A 24,833-nucleotide genomic window follows, 5' to 3' on the forward strand; every position below is an offset into this window, starting at 1 on the left:
ATTCATCCGAATCCGTAGCCGGACTGTAGCCCAAGTTTTCAGGAATATGGTAAAAAAGATTACAATGCGGCCACTTAGCTTTGCCTTTCATATGAAAATGAATATACCGGTTATTGGATTGGTTTTTGGATATTTTTTGTCGGCCTGTATTGCAGGCAGACAATCTCAGCACGATCTGACGTACAACGTTGAAATCCACACGGATGCCGACAGACAGCTGGAGCCGGTTTGCTATATCAACCTACGGGTTTCTCCGTCACTTGATTTAAACCGAAAGAACTGGAAACTATATTTCAACTCGTATAAGAATCCGCAGATAGACAGTGTGGGAGCCGGTCAGCTTACTGTTATTCCCGTCAACGGGGATTTAAATTACATAGCGCCGACAGCTGATTTCCATATGGAAGCCGACAGATTGGTCATCCCCATCCGGCAGGCACGGCTACGGAACATCTCGGATTTTCCAACCGGGTTTTACCTGGTATACGACGACCAACCGGATCAATATTACCCGTTCACCAACGAGAATCCGCAATACGACCACCTGGTTTTTCCTGAAAATGTATTGGCACAAGAAATTTACGAACGCAACGAACGGCTGATACCAGAGCAGACCCTTGACTTGGGAAGCCAGCTATTACCTTCTCCGAAGGCTGTGAAATCCAATGGCCAGTCCTATACCCTTACCAACGGGTCATTAATCATTGCCGATAATCCGTTTGCGGGGCAAGCTACCTATTTGACGGACGAACTAAAAAAATACACCCAGCTTGGCCTTCGCACCGTTAACGACCCCACCAAGGCCGGAATTAAACTGAAGTATTGGAACCTGGAAGAAGAAGCCTACCAACTACGTATTGGAAACACGGGGATAGAAATCAGTGCAGGTACCGCTTCCGGAATGTTTTATGGGATACAGACGTTAAAAAGATTGATACTTGATCAGTATCGCGACGGAAAATGTATCCTGCCGGGTCTTGAAGTGGATGACCGCCCCCGCTTTGGTCATCGATCGCTGATGCTGGACGTTGCACGCAATTTTCTACCGAAAGAGAAGCTATTACAGGTGCTGGATCGGATGGCGGCTTATAAAATCAACATCCTGCATTTTCACTTCAACGACGATGAAGGCTGGCGCATAGCCATTCCGGGGTTGCCGGAGTTGACTTCCTTCGGTGGATACCGCGGGCATACCGCCGACGGGGCGGGATACCTGCCCCCGTCACATGGCTCGGGACCCGATTCCGCTTCTGCACGCGGCAGTGGGTTTTACAGCCGGAAAGATTTTGTCGATATTTTAACCTATGCCAAGGACCGATTTATCACCGTAATTCCCGAGCTTGAAACACCCGGGCATGCGCGGGCCGCGATCAAATCGATGGAGCATCGATACCGTACGTATGCCCACACCGATAGCAATAAAGCAACGGAATACCTGCTTAGCGACCTTCGGGATTCATCGGAATACCGCACGGTACAGGGTTGGCGCGACGATGCGATCAACCCTGCAATGGAATCCACCTACCGCTTCGTTGAGAAAGTGATTACCGAATTAGCGCTGATGTATCAGGATGCGGGAGCGGAATTAAAGACGGTCCACATGGGCGGCGATGAAGTGCCGGCCGGCGTATGGGAACAGTCCGCAGCCGTACAACATCTTCTGAGTGAGCACCCTTCGTTTAAAACGGCGGACGACCTTTGGGAATATTTTTACAGCCGGGTGGGCGGGATTCTGGCGAAGAAGGATATCCGCATGCATGGCTGGGAAGAAATCGGAATGAGACGTGTGGATGTAAACGGCAGAAAGAAAATGGAAATCGTTCCGGAAATCCGGAAAAACAGATACCTGTTGGATGTATGGAATAACGTATATGGCACAGGCGCTGAAGACTTGGCTTACCGGTTGGCCAACCAAGGGTTCGATGTCGTGTTGTCGAATGTGACCCATATGTATCTCGATCTGGCATCGACCCGAAGCTTTTATGAACCGGGCATGTATTGGGGCGGGTATGTCAATCCCGAAAAAATATTTTCCTTCCTACCGGAGAACTACTACCGCACGTTTCTGCGTGACGACCTGGATCAACCGATAGATACCGCGTCGCTACGCAACAAAGCGCGACTGACAGCAGAAGGGAAGAAGCACATCCAGGGGTTACAATGCGCATTGTGGTCGGAAACATTGATTAATGAGGACAATTTTGATTACATGTTATATCCCAAGCTGATCGCCTTCGCAGAGCGGGCCTGGGCGCCGCAACCGTCATGGACAACGGCATCAAACGAAACGTTCGACACGCGCTATATGGAGGCATGGCAGCGGTTCAATACCGTGTTGTGGAACAACGACCTGCCGCGATTTGACCGGTATTGGGCCGAGATTCATTATCGGATACCTGCCCCGGGTGTTAAAATTGCCGGCAACCAAGTGTTGGTGAATACCGAATCGGAAGCATTGACCGTACGCTATACCGTTGATGGCGGTATTCCATCGGTTACCGACGCGGAAGTCAACGGTCCATTGAAGGGGAAGGGTATCTATCGGTTCAAAGCCTTTCACAAGAAGACCGGTCGTGCAAGCCGGATGATCGTGATTAATAATAGTTAATCGATACCGATTTCATTGGCAATGGCGTCCACCATCCCTTCTTTTTCCTTATCCAGTGTCAGCTCCCAAAACATAATGCCGCCCAGTTTTTTATCGAGCGCATACCGTGTTTTGGCCTTGACGGAACGGATATTATCACCCGTGGCATATTGACCGGCCTCCGCATTGTACCAGTACGGAGCACCGGCTTGCTCGTCGTAGAAGTATTTCCAGCCTTTTTCCGGCGTCAACTCGGTTTCATACCGCTTAAAATTATAACCGCGTGTATGTTCACCGGTCTCGTAGCGACCGTTGTCTGCGGCGGCAACGTTTTTCCATACTCGGGTGTAAAATGCTGCACCGATCACCAGTTTCTCAGCTGCAACGCCGTGATCCAGCAGGTAAGAGACCGCCCGGTCGGTAGACTCCTCATTGGCGTGCACGCTGTAAATCGGCGTATGGTGACCGGTGACTGTCGAATAGCCGTTCACCAAATCATAGCTCATGATATTGACCCGATCCACCAATGGCATCACCTTGTCCCATTCGATGGAATGGTCGAGAAATTTCTGGAATCCACCAGCTGCGAAGCTCAATTCGTTTGTATCGCCCAGCACGTTTCGCAATTCCACCACTAATGCCGTAAAGTTTTCCCGATCTTTCGGCTTAAAAGGATGGCCGGGGAACCCTTCGATAGCCGGATATTCCCAGTCCAGGTCGATGCCATCCGTGCCAAAATAATCGTTGACTTCCTTAACCGATGCCGCGAAAAGTTTCCGCCCCGCTGCGGTCGAAAACACATCGGAACAAGGCTCACAGCCGCTCCATCCACCCAACGAAAGCATAATTTTCAAATCCGGATATGTTTCTTTCAGGCCCACCAGGTGTTTGATCGTAGTTGTATCCCGTGCATTATCTATATGAAAACGCCCGGCTTTGAGATGGCCAAAGCTGAAAATTAGGTGCGTTAACTGATCAACGGGGTAACGGTCGATGGCTTTGTCATCTCCCGTATAATACGCAATGACCGAAAAATCGCGAGCGGATTGACAGATTCCCTGCATTGCCACCATCAACATAAGAACCAGCATCAAAAGTGGGTGTGTGTTGTTCATTAGATTCCTCATTAATTCACTTCTTTCAATCCTAAACCGCATTCCATCCCTTGCACAACAAGTTTGGCAAACCAACATGGCTTAGCGGCCAACTTCATAAAAATAGAAAAAACAAAGCAACTTATTAATATTTTTTCATAAGTTAGTAGAAAATACAGCTAATCAAGCATAAAAAACAAAGCAATATGCGGTTATTTCTTTGGTTTTCATCAGTCGCGATGTGTTTGTATTCCTGCCAACCATCGGCTACGGATACATCCATGCCCAGGATTGCCATTGCTGGCTTAGCCATCGAGTCGAGCACATTCTCTCCTGCCACAACAGAAGCAGCAGCCTTCCACCCCAGACGGGGTGATGAGATTTTCAGCTATTATCCCTTTTTTGAACAAGGATCTGCCTTACGGGAAGCAGCCCAATGGGTACCCACACTGATCGGGAAATCGTTACCCGGCGGGGCGGTGACGCGCGAAGCTTACGAATCATTGGTGTCTGAAATGCTCGATTCCCTTCAGAAAAATCTTCCCTATGACGGTGTGTTCCTCGATATTCACGGTGCAATGAGTGTGGTCGGCCTCGATGATGCCGAGGGCGATCTCATCGCCCGCATACGGAAGGTGATCGGTACCGAACCGATGATCTCTACAAGCATGGACCTGCACGGCAATGTCACCGAGCGGCTCGCCGGCCATTCAGACCTCATCACCTGCTACCGCATGGCACCCCATGAAGATGCCATGGAATCGAAAGAACGTGCCGTCCAAAATCTGATAGACAGGCTTCGGAGCGGCGAGGGTAAACCCGCCTATAAAGCCATGGTATCCATCCCGATCCTATTGCCCGGCGAACAGACCAGCACACGTATCGAACCCGGAAAAAGCCTGTATGCAGCGGTAGCACCCGCTGCAGCGCAGGAAGGGATTGTGGACGCGGCAATCTGGGTAGGCTACGCTTGGGCCGATGAACCCCGGAATCATGCTTGTGTTATGGCCGTTGGCGACGACCGGGAAGCGGTGAAAGCCACTGCCGAAGACCTAGCCAAAAGATTCTGGGATGTCCGCCGGCAATTCGACTTCGTGGCACCGACCACCACCTTGGATACGGCCCTCACCCTTGCAATACGGAGCAAAAAGAAACCTTTTATCATCAGTGATACCGGAGATAACCCCACTGCCGGCGGTGCAGGCGATGTGACCAAGACCCTCACAGATGTGCTGGCAAATCCCGCTTTCCAATCACCCGACGGCCCTACTTTCATCTATGCATCCATTCCCGGGCCGCAGCTCGTTGAGCAGGCGCTGAAAGCAGGCATCGGACAACCTGTGGAAGGACTTGTCGGAGCAGAAGTGGATCACCGTTTCGCGCCGCCTCTTCCCTTGAAAGGCACGGTCTACGCCATTAAGGAGGGCGACAAAGACGCAGAAGTGGAAGTCGTGGTAAAAGTCAACAACAACTACATCATCGTCACCAAAAAAAGAAAACCCTATCACAAAGAGCATGACTTCACCGACCTGAATCTCAAACCGCGGGAAGCCGATATCGTCATGGTGAAGATCGGCTACCTGGAACCCGAATTATATAACATGCGAGGCGATTGGGTAATGGCGCTGACAGCAGGGGGTGTGGATCAAAATCTATCGGAACTTCCCTATAAACGTATTCAGCGACCGATGTTCCCCTTGGATGCGGATATGAAAGACCCTGATCTGTCGGCAATCTTTATTCCGCTGTCTGATCAATACCCGGTGAAGTAAGAAAACTATTTAACATTTTTTAACATCGGATAATTCGGCAATAATTGTAAGTTTGCACAAACTTCGACCGCCAAGCAGAGGTTTTCTTTTTAGAAATTAACGAACGTCGGCACGAAGCATCTGATTTAATGCAGTGACGTGCTACGAGATAACGATTTTGGTTTGTTTTAATTAGGTAGGAAGACGCCGGTTGCCTCCCCGGCAATCGGCGCTTCTATTTTGGCTTGTCGCTAGATGGCCGCCGTTTTTTGGGCCAACCACTGCTGCTCCTCCGTAGTCAAAAAAGATGCCAGCTTATTGTAGACGAGGCTATGATAGTCGTTCAGCCAGTTAATATGCCTGGTTTCCAACAGCGATTTATCTACCAGATCGGTATCAATATAACACAGTGTTAGGGTTTCAAACGACAAAAACGGGCCGAATACAGTTTTCTCGTTATCCACCGCCAGCACCAGGTTTTCAATCCGGATACCGTAGTTTCCTTCACGATATAACCCCGGCTCAATCGAAGTGATCATTCCCGGCGTCACCGGTATATCCACCGCTGCAGTATTAAATATGTGTGGTCCCTCGTGCACATTCAGAAAAAAGCCGACACCGTGTCCAGTACCATGTCCGTAGTTACGCAAATGATCCCACAGGGGTTTGCGCGTAATCGCGTCTACTTGATAGCCCCGGGTACCTTTAGGAAAAACGGCCGTGCTTCCTTCAATCATACCTTTAAGCACCAGTGTGTAGTCCGTCCGTTGTATGTCTGTAATGTGCCCAAGCGATATTACACGGGTAATATCCGTGGTCCCCGTACGGTATTGTCCTCCTGAATCCACCAGCAACAACCCTTCAGATTGCAACACACTGTTGCTATCCGGCGTAGCCTTGTAATGCGGTAAGGCCCCATGTGCCCGATAGGCAGCAATGGTATCAAAGCTTTCGCCCACGAAGCCTTCTTGCTCGGCACGAAACCCGCGTAGCCGCTCGGCCAACGAAATTTCCGTGATAGGTTCCCGCCCGATGGTTTCTTCCAGCCACTTAAAAAACCGGGTTAACGCCACACCATCCTTCACCATGGTATTGCGGGTATGACCGATTTCTACCGTATTTTTTACCGCTTTCAAATAGGTTGTTGGATTGGTTTGTTCAACAACAGTAACCGAAGATGAAACGGCACGGTAACTGGCAAAGCACGTACGTTTCGGATCCAAAAGCAGGGATATCCCTTCGTCCAGCCGCTTCAAGGCTCCTTCCGCTTCCGCGTAATCAGCCAGTTCCACACCGGCATCGTCCAGTCGCACACGGTCTGCCGGCTTCAGTTTCTGCCGGTCAATAAACAACGTAGCGCTGTCAGCCGTGATCAGTCCAAATCCCAGCACCACCGGATTGCAGTTCACATCGCTTCCACGTATATTGAACAGCCAAGCCAGGTCATCGAGCGAAGAAATAAAATGGGCATCCACCCTATTCTGTTTCATTTCCACACGCAACCGCTGCAGCTTAGCGGGGGTCGCTTCGCCAGTTATGTCTTCATCCAGCACATAGGCAGGTGAAATAGGCAATGCGGGGCGATTATTCCACAGTTGAGTAAGTAAGTCTACATCTCCGCGCACCTGTATCCGTAAGGGTTCCAATTTACCTAACAGGACTTTTGCCAATGATACGGATGTCAGCTCGCCATCGAAAGCAACCACCGCATTTTCTGGTAGCTTTCCAGCCAGCCAATCGGCATACTCCGGAGCGTGCTGCACCTGCAGCTTGACCAGCTCATATCCGCTTCCAGCTAATTGCTCGGCTGCTTGCACAAAATACCGGGAATCTGTCCATAATCCTGCAAAATCGGATGTGATGGCTAAAGTTCCGGCAGATCCGGTAAATCCCGAGGCCCAGGCTATGCATTGGTAACGATCCGGCAGGTATTCGCTAATATGCGGATCTGACGAAGGGATAATGTATGCATCGATATGTTGTTGTTTCATAAGGCCACGGATCGCAGCCAGCTTTCCTGCATGGTTCATTGCGTTTACGTTTTGAGGGATGCAAGTTACGAAACTTTTAGGCCTTCACGGGAAACATTCTCATCAACGGCACGTTATACTAGTATGAACATTTTTTTATTGGCCTTATTTTCCACCCCTTTCGTCCAGCAAGATTCTACCGAAAAAAAATTACTCGACTATAAATGTAACAAGGAGATTCCGGCGGTAATTGAAAAACAAACGTTGATTGCCTTGTCCCATTATCCTGAATTAAAAAACACAAGGATCCGATTTACGTTCAGCCGGAAATTAAAACGTTCGGTCATGGCTGCACGGCCGGTAGTTGCGTCGTTACTCAGGAAGCGTGAAAAACGCGTGTATGACGTGCTGATCAATCCGGTTTTTAAATTGGAACACAGTTTTGAAACCATTCGCCAAATACCAGACAGCGTGATGATCGGTTGGATTGGTCACGAACTTGGCCATATCATGGATTATGAAAAAAGAAGCACATGGGGGCTACTGGGTTTTGGCGTTTCTTATGGGGTCTCAAAAAAATACATCCGTAAGGCCGAACGCATCGCAGACCGCTTTGCCGTTGAGCATGGACTGGGAGAACATCTGGTAGCAACCAAATCGTTTATTCTGGATCATACCGAATTGCCGGAAGCCTACCAGGAAAAAATTGCGACGCTATACTTGTCCCCCGACGATATCGTGGAACTCGTAGCGGAACTGGAAACTGAAAGAGACGAAGACAAAAAAGAAAAATTACTGCTAGAAGAAGAGAACATCGTAAACGAAGCCGAATCGGAATTGAACGGAGGACAGCCTTCGGCCTCTTAGCCTCTTAGCTGAGGCTTTTAATAAAGTCCTCAAACTCGTTAAAATCCTCCTCTTTCATGACGCGAGGTATTTTTGTCTGGCCACCCATCTTTTTTGTGATTTTACTCCATCGATAGAAATAATCTACCGGAATGACTTCCATTTCCACTCCTTTCAGTGCTTTGTTCCGTGCTACGCGATAGTTTTTATTACTTGCTGCCAATTCGCGATCCAAAAATGCCACCGCAGCTGTAGTATCGAAGGTTCCATCTGTCCCGAGATACCACTTATTGATGTAATCTGCTCCGTTCCGTACAGACGCCACGGTAAATTCCAGCACTTCTGTCTGAAATTGTTCGGCCAGACTTTTTATAGCGGCGTTCATTTGATGCACGGATAGTTGCTCTCCTACCACATTCAGGAAGTGCTTGGTACGGCCTGTGATGATAATCTCTGCGCGTTCGGCATCCGTAATCATCACGGTATCACCAATCATGTACCGCCATGCCCCGGCCACGGTGGAAATGAGCAGTACATACTGAACATGGGGCTTTGTTTCTTCAATGGTCAGTACCTCTGCGTCCGGTCGCACCCTACCTTCTTCATCCATGTTCTCTTCGATAAAAGGGACAAACTCAAAAAATATTCCGTTGTCTACAATCAAAGCCATGGATTGGGTATCTGGCCGCTTCTGGGTGGCTAAATACCCTTCGGAAGCGAGGTACGTATCGATGTACGTGAGCGGTTTGTCCAACAGCGATTCAAAACTCTTTTTATAGGGTTCAAAAGCCACACCACCCGAGGTGTACACCTGCAGGTTGGGCCAGATATCATGTATGGTACGCACGTTATTGTAACGGATAATTTCTTTTAGCAACAATTCGGACCAAGAGGGAATACCGGTCATGCTACCGATATCCCATCTCGGCGCATATTTGGCAATTTTACGCACACGGTCCTCCCAGTTTGGGGTGGCTGCAATCCGTGCACCGGGTTTATAAAACTGCCTGAACCAAAATGGAATATTAGCCGCACTGATGCCACTGATTTCACCTTCGAGAAATTCGCCGTTGGACGCCAATGCGGTACTGCTCCCTAGCATCATGATGTCCTTTTCGAAAAAATCGGCGGGCAAGTTAAAATTCCGGAGACTCATAATCTGCTGAATACCCGATCGCTTGATGGCATCGAGCATATTGTCTGTTACGGGGATAGCTTTACTGTTGGTCGTGGTTCCGCTGCTCAACGCGAAGTAACGTTGCCCTCCCGGCCAGGTTACATTCTGGTGGCCTTTGTGCAGGTAATGCCACCATTCCGCATGCAATCTATCATAGTCATAGATCGGCACCACATGTTGAAAAGCGTGGATCGGATTTGCATCAGCAAGAATCGCTTCAAAGTGATGTTCCTTTCCAAATGCTGTGTATTTGGCCTTTTCCAATAAATCGCATAAGACCTTTAATTGTGCTTTTGCCGGTGGAGATTCTCCACTGATATATCCTGTTACGTCGATTGTTCGTTTGATGAGTTCACCAATGATGGCCATTCCGATTTCTCCTGCTTGTTGTAAGACAACAGCGCAATCCTTTTTTTGTTGGTCATTGCTTATAAAGCAAAAATACATTGTCTTTATTTTTCGGCAACTTTGGCTAACTTCGCTTGTGAAAACAGATTACCAGATGCAGAAGTTACTATCGTTTTTATTGTTCCTGCCGTTTTTCGTCCATTACACAGTTGCCCAGCCATTGGCGCAAAAGATTGCCACGGCTTTTCGGGCTTTTGAGTCGCACGAGAGCCTTGCTAACGGAATGGCGTCATTTATCGTCCTCAATACCAGCACGGGGCAGGTAGTTTTTGCCAAAAATGAGAAACTCGGCATGGCGCCTGCATCTACACTCAAAACGGTTACTTCCACGGCGGCCTACCAAGTATTGGGGGCAGATTTCACGTTTGAGACCACACTTTCCTATACCGGTCAAGTGGATGCTTCGGGCACATTGAAGGGTGACATTGTAATCCGTGGAACGGGAGATCCTTCCCTGGGCAGCGACCGATTCCCGCAGACATCAGACACGGTATTGCTGTCTACCTGGGTGCAGGCCATAAAAGCTGCCGGTATCCGTAAAATAGACGGCAGCATCATTGCTGACGACCGGCTCTATGATGGCCAAACCGCCCCGCGGGGCTGGACGTGGCAGGATATGGGTAATTATTACGGCGCCGGCATTTCCTCGCTCAACTGGCGCGAAAATTCGGTGGGTGTAGATTTCATTCCGAGTGCTACGCCAGGCGCGCTAACCCGCATCGCCAGCACCACCGCCGATGTTAGCTACCTGCAGCTGGTCAATGAAACAACCACGGGAAATCGTGGCACGGGCGACCGCGTGTATGCCTTTGCTGCGCCTTATTCTTCTCGCATCTACCTGCGAGGCACTTATGGAATCGATCTGAAAAAGACCGTTTACCTGTCCTTGCCGGACGGTGCCTATGACGCAGCCTATCAGCTGCACAACGCATTGGAGCAGACGAGTATACCGCAAACCCATCCCCCTACCACTACCCATCTTTTGCTTCTGGCGGGTAGTGAAGTGCCCAGCGGCGGCACTACCCTGCATACGCACCGTTCGCCCGCACTCGGTGAACTGATCTATTGGTTCAACCAGAAAAGTATTAACCTCTATGGCGAAGTATTGCTTAAAGCCATGGCATATAAATTGGAGGCAAAAACGGATACACGGGATGCAGCGGAATTGCTGCAGAAGTTCTGGACGAATAAAATCGGTGTTCCCGAAGGCGAACTTCGCATGATGGATGGAAGTGGTCTATCGCCCGAAAACCGTGTGACAACCAACGTGCTTGCGCGCATTCTCCTGGCTGCAAAAAAAGAGCCTTGGTTTGCCGGTTTTTTTGAAAGCCTCCCGGTGTATAATGGCATGAAAATGAAAAGCGGCACCATCGGAGGTGTATTGGGTTACGTAGGGTATCAAACCAACAAAGACGGTACTCCGCTTGTATTTGCGTTGTTGGTTAACAATTACCAGGGTACTGCAACGCCGATGCGGCAACGGATGTTTAGGTTGCTGGATCAGTTGAAGTGATTGCATACCGCCGTATTACTCACCAGCTATCCAGTGAACCTTAGTTACTGCTGTTCCAGTGTTGACACAATGCTGTTTGCTATGATAGCTTGCCCTGCGGCTGCCATATGAACCCCATCTTTCGCATAGTAATCTGACACACCGAGCAAGGGGTGATATACATCGACAAATTCGAATCCAAGCGCAATAGCCTTTGCTTTTAACTGAGGCACCAATTTGGCCAACCGTTCGTTACCGCCCACATATTTATTTTCGATGTCTTTTTCCCGGATCGGAGGGGGCGAAATACATAGCAAACGGGTTTTCCTGGTTGCAATCCGATGTTTACGAATCCTGCGTAAGAGTGCCGAGAAATTTTCAAGTACTTCTTGCTGTCGGTCTCTAAATTCATATTTGGCATCATTTGTACCCAAACAAACGATGATGAAATCGTACGCCGTATGGTCCGATTTCCTCTGGCCCTCTGCGAGGTAGTTGTCTATATTTTTTAACGCATTTAATTCCTCTCTACCTCCGTTGTCGAAGCCGATTGTGCGTCCGGATTGTGAAATATTGATAATCCGGGCATGAGGCAGCCTATTTTGTAGCTGATCCACCCATCCCCCTGCTAGTTGCCCATTTGAATCACCGATCGTTAAAATATGGTAAGGTGTATGCACTTGGTCGTTCACAGGGATATAAGACAACGCCTGTGGCAACTGCTCGTGCCCTCCTTCAAAGATAGTCAAATGAATAGTACCCACACTTTTTTCCAGATACACTTGTCGCCCGAAAAGATCCTTCTCCGGCTGTATCGATAGTGGCAAGGTACGTTTTGTAAGTAAATCGATGATTTCGTTGGCTGATACCAGGTCGTTGTCCAATCGCGCCAATTGACCGATGCTGTCTAAATCGGTAACCTTGTATTTCAATTCAGCAGCCAGGCGGTTATACATGTTCAGGGAATGGGTGATCGGAACCGAGCCGGTGTACCCGTCGTGTATTCCCTCGTAAATATATAACGATGCATTTTGTCGTTTCTCCTTAGGAAAATCCTGAAAAATCGGTGATCGTCTCCGCGCCTCCGTGTCATCAAACGTACCTCCCAATGCAGCGACGATATCATCTGCGTATTTTTGACGCCGTCCAATGGATTCCCAATACCAAGCCTCGATATCCGAAATTGGCGCCCAAGCTGAAAATGACTTAACCGGATAGTCCAATCGCATGTAGGCAAAAAGCGTCGCATATCCGCCTCCCGACACACCAATAACATGAACGTCAGCAGGATCCACATTTCCATTTTTTATGGCGTATTCAATTGCATCCTTAATATCGGAAAGGACCGATGAACTTCCCATGCTTTCCGGTTTGTTGTTTGCTCCCCGGAAATTCGGATGGATATAGTTCCAATCCCTGGCAAGAATTTCGTTGGTCATTGGATCGCGTTGTTGGTAGTCACCGCTCCACGTGTGAAGACTTACAATCAACGGTTGGGGGTGTTTCTGCGTTGACTTGAAGAAATAGGCCTGTTGTAGGGTACCGTCAGCGCTGGAAGGGATTTGCACCTGCTGAAAAGCGGTGGACCAAGCCGTTTTAGCTGTATTGTCCCACGTAGGATCCTGTTGGGCAACCAATAGGTGCACACAAAATATGCAGAAAGCACACACGCCTGTTAATCGGATTGATATCATTTCGTTCTTTACCTCCATTTTTTTCAATAATACAAAATATCTCATACTCTCTCAAAATTCGTATCTTAGTCCAACCTATCCTAATTCTGTATCTTTTAGGCTATATCGGGTGACCGGGGTTAATACCTGGCCCGTGCCCTGTCTATACCTACTTTACGATAGTTCCGTATCGCATCTGGGATGAGTCCGACATGAGTCCAGGTTTTTCTAGAAAAACCTGGACTCATGTCGGACTCATCTCGGACTCATGTTGGACTCATTGTAAAGATGGTACAAAGAAGATACCTGTAAGGTACCCGGATAGTATGGGAAATTAACTAAGATATATTGAATGGGAGCGGCCGAAGATATAAAGTTAATAACTTTAAGTAACAATTCCAACAGGAGCGGTGAACTTTTTGGCTCGTAGTGAATGCAGGAGGATCAAAAAAAACCCCTACCTTTGCAGCCGGATTGCGCGCTGAAAACCAATAAAACATGAGCAAAACAAATCGTAAGCAAGATGCCTTGGACTATCATGCTAAAGGAAGGCCAGGCAAAATTGCCGTTATACCCACGAAACCTACGCATTCACAACGAGATCTATCGCTGGCTTATTCGCCGGGTGTAGCTGAGCCCTGCCTGCGGATTGCCGAGAACACGGAAGATGTATATAAATATACCGCAAAGGGCAACCTGGTCGCGGTGATCAGTAACGGCACTGCCGTATTGGGGCTGGGAGATATTGGTCCCGAAGCCGGTAAACCGGTTATGGAAGGTAAGGGATTGCTATTTAAGATATTCGCCGATATCGATGTGTTTGATATTGAACTCAACACAAAAAACGTGGACGAGTTTGTCCGCATGGTCAAATGCCTCGAGCCCACCTTTGGCGGTGTCAATCTGGAGGACATAAAAGCACCCGAATGCTTTGAAATTGAACGCAGGCTCAAAGAAGAGTTGAACATCCCCGTCATGCACGATGATCAGCATGGCACGGCTATTATTTCGGGTGCAGCCCTCGTCAACGCCTGTGCATTGCAGAAGAAAAAGATTGAGCGAGTAAAAATTGTAGTCAATGGTGCAGGAGCAGCGGCAATATCCTGCACGCGAATGTATATCGCATTGGGCGCCCGCAAGGAAAACATCGTGATGTTGGATAGCAAGGGATGCATCCGCGAGGACCGCGGCAATCTCGATCCCACCAAAGCCGAATTTGCCACATCCCAGAAAATAGAAACGTTGGAAGAAGCCTTAAAAGGCGCTGACGTATTCATTGGTCTCTCCATAGCCGATGTGGTGACGCCGGAAATGCTGAAGAGTATGGCAAAAAATGCGATTGTATTTGCGATGGCCAATCCCAATCCAGAAATTTCCTACCCGCTGGCAATCGAAACCCGCAAAGACGTCATCATGGCAACGGGGCGCTCGGATTATCCGAATCAGGTAAACAACGTATTGGGCTTCCCTTACATCTTCCGCGGTGCGCTGGATGTGCGGGCAACCGTCATCAATGAGGAGATGAAGATCGCCGCGGTAAAGGCACTTGCTGAACTGGCCAAGAAGCCCGTACCGGAGGCCGTCAACCAAGCCTATGATACACATAATTTAAAATTCGGGCCCGAATATATTATTCCGAAACCGACCGACCCGCGGCTGATTACCGAGGTGTCGCTCGCCGTTGCCAAGGCCGCTATGGATTCCGGCGTTGCGCGGAAAGCAATTACCGATTGGGACAAATACGCAGAGGAGCTGCGCCAGCGGCTTGGACAGGATGATCGGATCATGCGGAATCTTACAGAAGCCGCCAAGCGCGATCCTAAACGGGTAGTTTTTGCCGAAGCCGACAACTACAAAACGCTCCGTGCCGCCCAAATTGTAAAGGAGGAAGGCATAGCCATTCCGATCCTCCTGGGCAATAAACGGAAAATCCAGCAACTCATTGACGAAAACTTACTGGAATTGGGTGAGGTGGAAATCATCGACCCATTGGAAGAGAAGGGAAATCCCCGATTTCTCAGCTACGTCGAATTCCTTTATACCAAACGTCAACGTCGCGGGGTTTCCTACTTGGATGCGCAAAAGTTGATGTTAGACCGCAATTATTTTGGAGCAAGTATGGTGCAAGTCGGGGAAGCGGATACACTTATTTCGGGGCTGACCAAAAATTACGCAACAACCATCCGCCCCGCTCTGCATGTAATCGGGTCGCAGCCCGGTAGCCGCATTGCAGGCATGTACATGATGCTCACGTCCAAGGGGCCCGTATTCTTCGGAGATACTACGGTCAATGCCAACCCCACTGCGGAAGAGCTGGTAGACATCACGCTGTTGCTACATGAGGCGGTAAAGAAAATGAATGTAACGCCGCGTATCGCACTGCTCTCCTATTCGAACTTTGGTTCGAATGACGGGGAGGTTCCCAATAAAACGCGCGAGGCCGCACGCCTGCTCCATGAACGCCATCCGGAAATCTTGGTTGACGGAGAGATGCAAGCGAATTTCGCCATGAACAGTGACCTGCTGGCTTCCAATTTCCCGTTCAGTTCACTGAAGGGAACGCCGGCAAACACCCTCGTATTTCCCAACCTCGAATCGGGCAACATTGCCTACAAACTGCTTCAGGAAATTGGCAATGCAGAAGCCGTAGGTCCGATTTTATTGGGGATGGATAAACCGGTGCATGTACTGCAACTGGATAGTTCCGTACGCGAAATTGTCAATATGGTAACCATTGCGGTTGTCGATGTACAGTCGAGGGCGCCGATGGCCCGAAAGAAAAAATAAGATCAACCATGTACGCATATTTAAACGGCAGATTAGCCTATAAAGCTCCTACCCATGTAGTAATCGACGTAGGCGGTGTGGGCTATCATGTTCACATCTCGCTGCATACGTATTCGCAAATCAAAGACCACGAGCAATGCAAACTGTACATCAGTTTCCAGGTACGCGAGGATGCACATACTTTTTTTGGTTTTGCTGACGAAAGCGAGCGTCGTCTATTTGAACATTTAATCTCCGTATCGGGAATCGGCCCCAATACCGGACGAATGATCCTATCATCCATTACACCCGAAGAAATCCAATCGGCCATTATCCAGGGAAACGTACCCCTGATTCAACGGATCAAAGGGATAGGTCCCAAAACTGCCCAACGTATGGTGCTTGAATTGCAAGATAAGCTCAAAAAACAAGGACCTGATGCATTGACTGCGGTGAATACGGCGCAAAGCGTTCCCGAAGAGGCACTCAGCGCGTTGGTGATGCTCGGATTCGCGCGTACACAGGCAGAGAAGATACTGGCAGGCATCGTCCGGGTGGAACCCAACCTGACCGTGGAGGCACTGATCAAAGAAGCGTTGAAAAAGCTTTAAGTGTGGTTTCGGAATTTTGACTAAATTTGCGGCGCATAATAAAACTTATAAAAACATTTACCACTTGGACAAGACGTTCGTGCTACGCTTTTGTTTGTCTGTGCTGCTTTTTGCAGCAACAGTGCTCGGTAGCACGTATGCACAGGCCCCTGCTGATTCGCTCCGGCGGGATAGTGTGAAACTGAAATATCCATTCAAAGACCTCCCCTTTCTTAACCTATACCAAAAAAAGAATGCTTTTGACCTCGGTGTACCGTCGAATATCGATCGCGAAGTAATATTTGACCCGCTGACGCGGCAGTACATCATCCGCGAAAAATTGGGAAGCCGCTTGTACCGTCCTCCACAATACCTCACCATTGATGAGTACCAGGAGTATGAAAGTAATTTGCTGAAACGCAACTATTGGCGTGAACTTTCCGATCAACAGCTGACAGACTATCGGCAGGACCGGCTGATTCCTACCATTTACGTGCAGAGCGAGGCTTTCGAAAGGATTTTTGGTGGAAACACCATCGACATCATCCCCCGTGGAAGTGCAGATATCAGCATCATGGCCCAGCACAATAAAAATGCCAATCCGATGTTCAACGAACGGCAACGCAGGCAGTGGGGCTTTGACTTTGACCAGCGCATCCAGATGAACATGACGGGGCAAATCGGTGACCGGTTGAAATTAACAACCAATTACAATACCGAGGCTCAATTTGATTTTGAAAATCAGATCCGGCTGGATTATACCGGAAAAGACGATGACATCATCAAACGGATCGAATTGGGGAATGTGAGCATGCCACTCAATACCACCCTGATTAACGGAACACAGGCACTCTTCGGTCTGAAAACACAATTGCAATTCGGCAAACTGAATGTAACGGGTATATTTTCCCAGCAACGCTCACAGCAACGGGAAATTACGATCAAAAATGGTGCACAGGAAAGCGAATTTGCTCTGAAAGCGGATGAATACGAAGACAACCAACACTATTTCCTCGCGCACTATTTTCGCGATAACTTCAATCGCGCAATGGCCATTGCTCCCGTCCTCACCACGGATGTAAACATCACACAGATTGAGGTATGGGTCAGCAATCGGAGTAATTCGGTAGATGACTCGCGGGATGTGCTAGCTTTGATGGATCTTGGGGAATATGCACCTTACAATACGGCACGGATCACACCGGGCAATACCCGATATCCTTCTACCGGCATTCCGGGGGAGCAACTGCAGTTTTATTCCAACAACCTCTTACAAATTCTTCCGCAAGATGCCCGTCTTACTCAATCAAACGGTGCACAGAGCTTCTTTCAGGGAGTTGGTGGCAACGATAACTATGCAAAACTCACCTACGCCCGGAAACTTCGCGAAGGCACGGAGTATACCATAAATAGACGACTGGGATTCATCTCCCTCAATATGCCGCTCAACAACGATCAAATATTGGCGGTGGCCTATCGATATACCGCTGGCGGACGCGAATACCAGGTGGGTGAGTTTTCGACGGACGTTCCCGTGACTCCCTCTGAACCGCGGATGCTGGTTGCAAAACTGCTCAAAAATGAAATCCTGAAAACCAACCTACCCATCTGGGATCTGATGATGAAAAACATCTATTCCATCGGTGCATACGGCGTGGGACAGAACAATTTCAGGTTTAACATCTTCCGTATCGAAGACGAAAGCGGCGTGGAGCGCCCGGCCATGTATGAAGGGCAGCATACGCAAAACAAACTGTGGATACAACTTACCGGACTGGATCGGCTCAATCCACAGAATTCGCAGCAGCCGGATGGCTTTTTCGATTTCCTTCCCGGCATTACCATCGATCCCGAACGGGGGCGCATCATGTTCCCGTTGGTAGAACCTTTCGGTAATGACCTCGCCAGCCAATTTATGCCGGGGGCCGAACAGGCGCTGATCGATAAATATTCGTACCAAGCACTATACGATTCGACCAAAGTCATTGCACAACAGTATTTTCCCAATCAAAACCGCTACCTGATCAAAGGTTCTTATGAGTCGGAGGTGGGTACCGAGTTTCAACTGGGCGCCATCAATGTGCCGCGGGGATCGGTGCAGGTCTTTGCAGGTCCGGCCCCCCTCCAGGAAGGGGTAGATTTCATGGTCGATTACGACATTGGCCGTGTCCGGATTCTCAACCAGGCATTGTTACAATCCGGACAACCCATCCGCATCAAAATGGAGAACAATCAGCTATTTGGGCTGCAACAACGCACTATGCTGGGAGGAAGACTCGATTACCTAGTGAATGACAAGCTGCAATTGGGGGGTACCATCATGAACCTTACCGAGCGACCGCTCACGCAGAAGGTAAACATCGGTGAGGAGCCCATTTCAAACACGATGTGGGGATTAGATCTTACCTACAATTCACCGTCTCGCTGGCTTACCCGGATGGTGGATAAAATTCCTTTTCTGGATACAAAAGAGCCTTCATCGATCTCGTTTTATGGCGAGTTTGCGCAATTATTGCCCGGCCATCCACGGGCGCTTAATTTTGCCGGTACACGCAGTGGTATTTCTTACATCGACGATTTTGAAAATAGCCGTTCGTTTATTGATATCAAAGGCGCCTACAACTGGCAACTATCCGGTACGCCCCAGCTTTTTCCCGAATCCCAATTGATGGATAATCTGGAGTACGGGTTTAACAGGGCCCGGTTAGCGTTTTATAACATCGATCCCATATTCTATCGGAACATTAACCTCACCCCGAACAATATCAACAGTTCAGAGCTCTCCAACCACCGCGTACGGGAGGTGCTTGAACAGGAAGTATTTCCTTACCGTGAGTCCACCACGGGCTTACCTATCTTTCTGTCAACGCTGGATTTAGCATTCTATCCCACGATACGTGGCCCCTATAACTACACCACCCGGGGCGTTAATCCGGACGGTACGTTAGCCAATCCCCGAAGCCGTTGGGGTGGTATGTTCCGCAAAATTGACGCCCCCGATTTTGAGGCACAGAACATCGAATTTATTGAAATATGGATGATGGATCCGTTCTTGACCAATCCGGAATCTGAGGGTGGCGATCTCTATTTTAACCTGGGAAATATTTCAGAAGATATCCTGAAAGACGGCCGGAAAGCGATGGAAAATGGCATGTCCCCTTCGGGCGACCTTTCCCAGATTGATGAAACCAACTGGGGAAGGGTACCACGGAACCAGCCGGTCATTCAGGCATTTGACAACGACCCAGCTGCACGTGCGCGCCAAGATATCGGACTTGATGGGCTAAACGATGTCGATGAACGCGGATTCCATGGTGATTTCTTAAGCCAAATGCAAGGACTGCTCAATCCGACGGCAGCACAAGAGGTAGTCAACGACCCATCGGGCGACAATTTTCAGTATTTCCGTGGTCCGGAACTTGATAATCAAAACGCAGGCATCCTCAAACGTTACGAGCGGTTTAACGGTCCGGAGGGAAATTCTAAAACACCCGAACAGTCGGTAGGTGTGGAAACATCGGCCTCCACCCTTCTTCCCGATGGCGAAGATATCAACCGCGACAACAACATGAATGAGGCTGAGGAATATTACCAATACCGCATTTCGTTGCGCCCTCAGGATATGCAGGTGGGTCAGAATTACATTTCAGAGATGCATACCGCGGATGTAGCGTTACGGGATGGCCGTAAAACCCAAGTAAAGTGGTATCAGTTCCGCATCCCACTCTCGCAGTATCAAGAACGTGTAGGCGACATCCGTGATTTTAAATCCATTCGCTTCATACGTACGTTTATGACAAATTTTGCGGATACGGCCGTAGTACGGCTTGCGCAACTGCAATTGGTGCGTGGCGAATGGCGCCGGTATAACTCGGAAAATAACAATGCCAAGGTAATAGCGGATCCCGCTATGGGCAATGTACCGCTTGACAACTCTACGGTGGAGGTCGCTGCCGTGAATATCGAACAGAATGGCAATCGCCAACCCATTCCTTACGTAGTACCGCCCGGCATTGAGCGGCAATTGGACTGGGGCAACCTCAACAACAATGTGCAGCTCAATGAACAGTCGCTTTCGCTCGATGTGAAAAACCTTCGCGACGGGTATGGTCGGGCCGCGTACCGCACCGCAACCAACGACTTTAGGGCATACGGGCGTTTGGAAATGTTTATCCATGCAGAAGGCCTGTATTTGCAAGACCGGGATTTCAGGGCATTCATCCGCGTAGGTACAGACGACCAATATAATTACTACCAGTACGACATGCCCCTGAAAATCACCCCGCCGGGCACGAGAGACGCCGAGTTGATCTGGCCGCAAGAAAACCGGATGAACATTCGCATCAACATTTTTCAGGAAGCCAAGGAGGCCCGTAACCGGGCTATGCGCGATGGTCAGCCGTGGCCCATCAATGAACCCTTTACGTTCTTCGACGGTGAAAACCGTGTAACGATCGTGGGGCAACCGGATATCAGCAAAGTGCGGTTTTACATGATCGGTGTGATAAATCCGTTACGGGGCAGTGAAGTGGCGCTTCCCAATGACGATGGCTTGGACAAATCGGGCTTATTCTGGTTCAACGAAATGCGGCTCACTGAGTTTGACGACAAGGGCGGGTGGGCCGTGACAGCGCGTATGAATGCGCAATTGGCCGATTTTGCCAATGTAACCGTTTCAGGAAGCAAAAGCACCGTTGGATTTGGCTCCATTGAGCAGCGTATCGGTGAGCGCAGCCGCAGTGACGATTTGTATTTCGACCTAGCAACCAATGCGGAACTTGGTAAATTCTTCCCTGTGGACTATGGATTGCGGATTCCACTGTTTTTCAGCTATACACGTCAGGTTGGCACACCCGAATACAACCCGCTCGTACCCGATATCGAGTTAAATAGCGCGTTGGCAAACCTATCGCGCAACCGACGGGATTCGCTACTCCGCGTAACTCAGGACTTTACCATACGGCGCAGTTTCAACCTAACCAACGTGCGTAAAATACGTACGAACATCGAAAAGCCCGTACGCCCCTGGGATATCGAAAACATCAGCGCGACATACGCATTCTCACAAAACTACCACCGTGACTACTTGACGGAGGTCGCTTTACAGAAAAACTACCGCGCGGCATTTGACTACACATTCGCCAGCAGCGACGACCTGACGTTTGAACCGTTCAAGAAATTCATCAAAAATAAGCATTTGGGCATTCTGAGCGATTTTAACTTCAACCTCATGCCATCGCTGCTCAACTTCCGTATTGATGTGAACCGGATATATAACGAGAACACGCTGAGGGAAAACAATTCGGCAGATAATTTTCTGCCCAGCATGGGCACGTTGTATAACAAAAATTTCACGATGAACCGCATTTATGGCATCAGTTGGAACCTATCCAAATCGCTGAAGCTGGATTTCAACGCAACCAATTATGCTATCGTGGATGAACCGGACGGACGCTTGAACGGCCTGAAGCGGGATACGCTGTGGGAAAATTTCTGGAGGCTGGGACGGACCACGGACTATAACCACATGATGAACATTACCTATACGGTGCCTATCAACAAACTCCCCGGACTGGATTGGGTGAATGTGGATGCCCGTTATGGTGCGCAATTCAACTGGCAGACCGAGCCGCTATTATCCATTCAGAGCCAGGATATCAACATGGGCAATAGCATCCAGAACTCCCGTACCATCCAGGTGAACCCGACGCTGAATATGGCCGGGCTGTATAATAAATTTGGATTTATCCGTAACAATACTGGATTAGATGCCAGTGGCACCGTCGCATTCTTCACCGGATTGCTTACGAGTATCAAAAACGTAAACGCTGCCTATACACGGGTTCAGAACACTTTCCTGCCGGGTTACACGCCGCGCACTAACGTACTTGGGTATGACTTTGATCACAATGCGCCCGGATGGGGCTTTCTCTTCGGAAGCCAGCGTGACATCCGTGAGCGGGCAGCCAGCAATGGATGGATTACCACAGATACGTTGCAAACGCAGCTTTACATGACATCACTTACGGAAGACCTCTCGGTGCGCGCTATCCTGGAGCCCCTCCGTGATTTGAGTATCGAACTGACAGCTGTGAAGTTGAACAATCAAAATTACACAACGTCGTTCCAATATTCGGGGCAAACAGCTGATTTTGAAAGCCTCACCCCTGTCACGACAGGGAATTACAGCATTTCTTACCTAGCCATTGGGACATCTTTTAAAGATCATGAGGCGCTGTTCCGCACGTTTGAGCGCAATAGGCAAACAATTTCTCAACGTTTTGGTCAATTGAATCCCAATTCGTCTGGCCAAACCGGCGGTTTCGCGGATGGATACGATCAAACGGCACAGGATGTCGTGGTGAACTCGTTTCTCGCAGCGTATCGTGGAAAGGATGCCGAACGCATTAAGCTGGGTAGTTTTCCGAATATTCCGATTCCGAATTGGAATGTCACTTATAATGGGCTGAACAAGATTCCTTTGTTCAGCGAATTTATCACATCCCTTACCCTGCGTCATGGATACAACACGCGTTACTCCATCAATGGGTATAATTCGCTGATCCGATATACCGAGACCAGCGGATTCCCTTCTGAGCGGGATGCCAACGAAAACTTCCTTCCGGAATTTCAATTTCAACAGGTTTCCATTTTTGAGCAGTTTGCCCCCTTGCTCGGTTTTGATGCCCGATTTAAAAACAATTTAACTGCAAATGCGGAATACGGCCGGGCGCGCACCCTGAACCTGAGTCTGCAAAACAGCCAGTTAGCCATGCTCAGCGATCAATCTTTTGTATTTGGCGCAGGTTACCGAGCAACTGGATTCCGAATGCCTTTCGGGTGGTTCAGTAATTTCAAAATGAACAACGATCTTAATTTCCGGCTGGATGTATCCCTTAATGATCTCAAGACACTTGTTTATCGTTCAGACATCAACGAATCGGAAGTATCGGCTGGGAATAAGAGTATTTCCTATCGGCCCTCGGTTGATTACGTCATCAACCAACGATTCAACATCCGTCTGTTCTTCGACAGTAATTCGGTGCGACCCTACACGTCACAGACGTTTGCGACCTCGTATGCCAACTTTGGCTTTAATTTGAGGTTGATGTTGCAGTAATAGGCCACTAGCTCCTTTGCGAGGCGGGCCTTGCGGCTTAAAATAGTTTCTCGCAAAGTCGCAAAGACGCTAAGAAAGTTACTTCGCGACTCTGCGGCTTTGCGAGAAAAAATAAAAAATAGTTTATTTTATCAACTCTCCCCAAAAACTGATTTCAGCAAGTAAAATACGCGGGGGTTGCGTAGGATTGAAATGCTCAATGCTTCTGAACCGGATGTACCTTACCGTCGCATCGGGATCAACCGAAGCGCCCGGCACAAATTCAAATTCTAACCCGTTATCAGAAAGCGCAATATCTTCATTTGTAGGAGCCTGCCAAGGATCAGCAGTTCCATTACCTGACGGTTGAACACATTCAAATTTACCCAAAAGCGTCCAACTACCATCCAAACTGCCATCCGGATTCGGGGCTAAGGATCCGTATATTTCAAATACCCTCGGATGACCTCTGTTCCAGCGATCGTCATTATTGTTCCGCGGCCACAGCTTCATCCTACTCAGTTTGGTTTTCAGACCTAAATCCCATGTAAGTGTACCTGGTAAGGTTGCAGGATCATCCGAGTGCATGAAATTGGTTGTGTTTTCATCCCATAATTGCGTTAAGGGATAACTACCGTTAATTCCTAGATCACCCGGCATAGGCTTTTCAACCCAGGTAGTCTTTGGAATCAATACCACCGGATCAATCATTGTTTCGACCGTTGCCGCCTGGAATACGTCGATTGCCTGCGAGTCCGGTTTATATGTCGTACTATAGGACAAAGGCCTATCAATGTTGAAATCTGGAAGCAGCGTTTCGATGTCCGATGTATCGACATCCGTGGTCTGACTATCACCATTTATATCCGTCCAGTTCAGATGGATACCTACTTCAGAGCTTTCGGCTGTACCCCAATTCAGTTTAAGATCCTGTCCATCATAATAGGTACTCTTCAACAAACGATTCGTCAGCAAGCTGCGGTAATTATCGCCATACACCGCACCCAGCATTTCAATAGGAATGGACTTATTCCCTTCGTCGTCATAGGTGTGAATCATAAATGAATAGGTGCCTTCGCTAATCGGGTCGATGATATAGCTGACCGTATCTACGTCTGCAGCCACAGGCAGTTCAACCGAGTCGGTGTAATTATTCCAGAATATTCTTGCTTTCTGTATTCTGGGATCGGTACCTCTCAGCCACGCTATTTTGATGCGATTATCGCCGGGATATGCAATCGGGGTATGTGCCGGCCCCGGATATATCAATCCGTTTGGAACGACATAACCCTCGTAAATATCCGTTTCGCTATCGCATGAAGAGAATCCCAAAATGACCCCAATAAAGATGACAAATAGTGTATTCTTCATCATAAATGA

12 protein-coding genes are annotated in these 24,833 nt (G+C 48.8%); 7 read left to right on the forward strand and 5 right to left on the reverse strand.

All coding sequences use genetic code 11. The features are described 5' to 3' along the window. Positions 1 to 64 precede the first annotated feature (64 nt). A complete protein-coding gene (locus BMZ56_RS05830; protein ID WP_177195048.1) occupies positions 65 to 2,608 on the forward strand; it encodes a family 20 glycosylhydrolase in 2,544 nt (847 codons plus the stop codon). On the opposite strand, the gene BMZ56_RS05835 is transcribed toward BMZ56_RS05830, so the two are convergent. Next, the gene (locus BMZ56_RS05835; protein ID WP_218146471.1) at positions 2,605 to 3,702 is read right to left on the reverse strand and encodes a glycoside hydrolase family 18 protein; all 1,098 of its coding nucleotides are present in this window, start codon (positions 3,700 to 3,702) and stop codon (positions 2,605 to 2,607) included. The two genes, BMZ56_RS05830 and BMZ56_RS05835, sit on opposite strands and share 4 nt — an antisense overlap. A gap of 185 nt (positions 3,703 to 3,887) precedes the next feature. Here BMZ56_RS05835 and BMZ56_RS05840 point away from each other — a divergent pair, with 185 nt between their 5' ends. Then, positions 3,888 to 5,453: a M81 family metallopeptidase gene (locus tag BMZ56_RS05840; RefSeq protein WP_218146472.1), complete on the forward strand. Its 1,566-nt coding sequence runs from the start codon at positions 3,888 to 3,890 to the stop codon at positions 5,451 to 5,453. 230 nt (positions 5,454 to 5,683) lie between these two features. Here the strand turns inward: BMZ56_RS05840 and BMZ56_RS05845 are convergent, their stop codons facing one another. Continuing rightward, positions 5,684 to 7,462, reverse strand: a complete 1,779-nt coding sequence (locus BMZ56_RS05845) for an aminopeptidase P family protein (RefSeq protein ID WP_090625400.1) — start codon at positions 7,460 to 7,462, stop codon at positions 5,684 to 5,686. A gap of 285 nt (positions 7,463 to 7,747) precedes the next feature. On the opposite strand from BMZ56_RS05845, the gene BMZ56_RS05850 reads away from it, so the two are divergent. Then, complete coding sequence (locus tag BMZ56_RS05850) at positions 7,748 to 8,269, forward strand: hypothetical protein (protein ID WP_181127799.1); 522 nt, start codon at positions 7,748 to 7,750, stop codon at positions 8,267 to 8,269. Positions 8,270 to 8,273: 4 nt separating this feature from the next. On the opposite strand, the gene BMZ56_RS05855 is transcribed toward BMZ56_RS05850, so the two are convergent. Beyond that, complete coding sequence (locus tag BMZ56_RS05855; RefSeq protein WP_256213801.1) at positions 8,274 to 9,872, reverse strand: GH3 family acyl-acid amido synthetase; 1,599 nt, start codon at positions 9,870 to 9,872, stop codon at positions 8,274 to 8,276. A gap of 55 nt (positions 9,873 to 9,927) precedes the next feature. On the opposite strand from BMZ56_RS05855, the gene dacB reads away from it, so the two are divergent. Then, positions 9,928 to 11,346, forward strand: a complete 1,419-nt coding sequence (gene dacB, locus BMZ56_RS05860; RefSeq protein ID WP_177195050.1) for a D-alanyl-D-alanine carboxypeptidase/D-alanyl-D-alanine endopeptidase — start codon at positions 9,928 to 9,930, stop codon at positions 11,344 to 11,346. A 44-nt stretch (positions 11,347 to 11,390) separates the two neighbouring features. Here the strand turns inward: dacB and BMZ56_RS05865 are convergent, their stop codons facing one another. Then, positions 11,391 to 13,037 carry an SGNH/GDSL hydrolase family protein gene (locus BMZ56_RS05865; protein ID WP_218146473.1) on the reverse strand — a complete coding sequence of 549 codons (1,647 nt, stop codon included), beginning with the start codon at positions 13,035 to 13,037 and terminating at the stop codon, positions 11,391 to 11,393. Between the two features lie 459 nt (positions 13,038 to 13,496). Here BMZ56_RS05865 and BMZ56_RS05870 point away from each other — a divergent pair, with 459 nt between their 5' ends. From BMZ56_RS05870 to sov, 3 genes are all read left to right on the forward strand, one after another. Then, the gene (locus BMZ56_RS05870; protein WP_090625403.1) at positions 13,497 to 15,785 is read left to right on the forward strand and encodes an NADP-dependent malic enzyme; all 2,289 of its coding nucleotides are present in this window, start codon (positions 13,497 to 13,499) and stop codon (positions 15,783 to 15,785) included. Between the two features lie 8 nt (positions 15,786 to 15,793). Continuing rightward, a complete protein-coding gene (gene ruvA, locus BMZ56_RS05875; RefSeq protein WP_090625406.1) occupies positions 15,794 to 16,375 on the forward strand; it encodes a Holliday junction branch migration protein RuvA in 582 nt (193 codons plus the stop codon). 64 nt (positions 16,376 to 16,439) lie between these two features. Continuing rightward, complete coding sequence (gene sov / locus BMZ56_RS05880; RefSeq protein WP_090625409.1) at positions 16,440 to 23,474, forward strand: T9SS outer membrane translocon Sov/SprA; 7,035 nt, start codon at positions 16,440 to 16,442, stop codon at positions 23,472 to 23,474. Between the two features lie 123 nt (positions 23,475 to 23,597). Here sov and BMZ56_RS05885 read toward each other — a convergent pair whose 3' ends face one another. After that, positions 23,598 to 24,827 carry a DUF4998 domain-containing protein gene (locus BMZ56_RS05885; RefSeq protein WP_090625411.1) on the reverse strand — a complete coding sequence of 410 codons (1,230 nt, stop codon included), beginning with the start codon at positions 24,825 to 24,827 and terminating at the stop codon, positions 23,598 to 23,600. Positions 24,828 to 24,833: the final 6 nt, after the last annotated feature.

Origin of the sequence: Parapedobacter indicus (assembly GCF_900113765.1) — a bacterium.
Taxonomy (GTDB): Bacteria; Bacteroidota; Bacteroidia; order Sphingobacteriales; family Sphingobacteriaceae; genus Parapedobacter; species Parapedobacter indicus.

What these genes read in the sequence shown, in the direction of transcription:
- BMZ56_RS05840 (WP_218146472.1), top strand. Translation starts at nt 3,888, where the DNA reads ATGCGGTTATTTCTTTGGTTTTCATCAGTCGCGATGTGTTTGTATTCC.
- BMZ56_RS05850 (WP_181127799.1), top strand. Translation starts at nt 7,748, where the DNA reads ATGGCTGCACGGCCGGTAGTTGCGTCGTTACTCAGGAAGCGTGAAAAA.
- ruvA (WP_090625406.1), top strand. Translation starts at nt 15,794, where the DNA reads ATGTACGCATATTTAAACGGCAGATTAGCCTATAAAGCTCCTACCCAT.
- BMZ56_RS05865 (WP_218146473.1), bottom strand. Translation starts at nt 13,037, where the DNA reads ATGGAGGTAAAGAACGAAATGATATCAATCCGATTAACAGGCGTGTGT.
- BMZ56_RS05885 (WP_090625411.1), bottom strand. Translation starts at nt 24,827, where the DNA reads ATGATGAAGAATACACTATTTGTCATCTTTATTGGGGTCATTTTGGGA.
- BMZ56_RS05830 (WP_177195048.1), top strand. Translation starts at nt 65, where the DNA reads ATGCGGCCACTTAGCTTTGCCTTTCATATGAAAATGAATATACCGGTT.
- BMZ56_RS05845 (WP_090625400.1), bottom strand. Translation starts at nt 7,462, where the DNA reads ATGAACCATGCAGGAAAGCTGGCTGCGATCCGTGGCCTTATGAAACAA.
- dacB (WP_177195050.1), top strand. Translation starts at nt 9,928, where the DNA reads ATGCAGAAGTTACTATCGTTTTTATTGTTCCTGCCGTTTTTCGTCCAT.
- BMZ56_RS05870 (WP_090625403.1), top strand. Translation starts at nt 13,497, where the DNA reads ATGAGCAAAACAAATCGTAAGCAAGATGCCTTGGACTATCATGCTAAA.
- BMZ56_RS05855 (WP_256213801.1), bottom strand. Translation starts at nt 9,872, where the DNA reads ATGTATTTTTGCTTTATAAGCAATGACCAACAAAAAAAGGATTGCGCT.
- BMZ56_RS05835 (WP_218146471.1), bottom strand. Translation starts at nt 3,702, where the DNA reads ATGAACAACACACACCCACTTTTGATGCTGGTTCTTATGTTGATGGTG.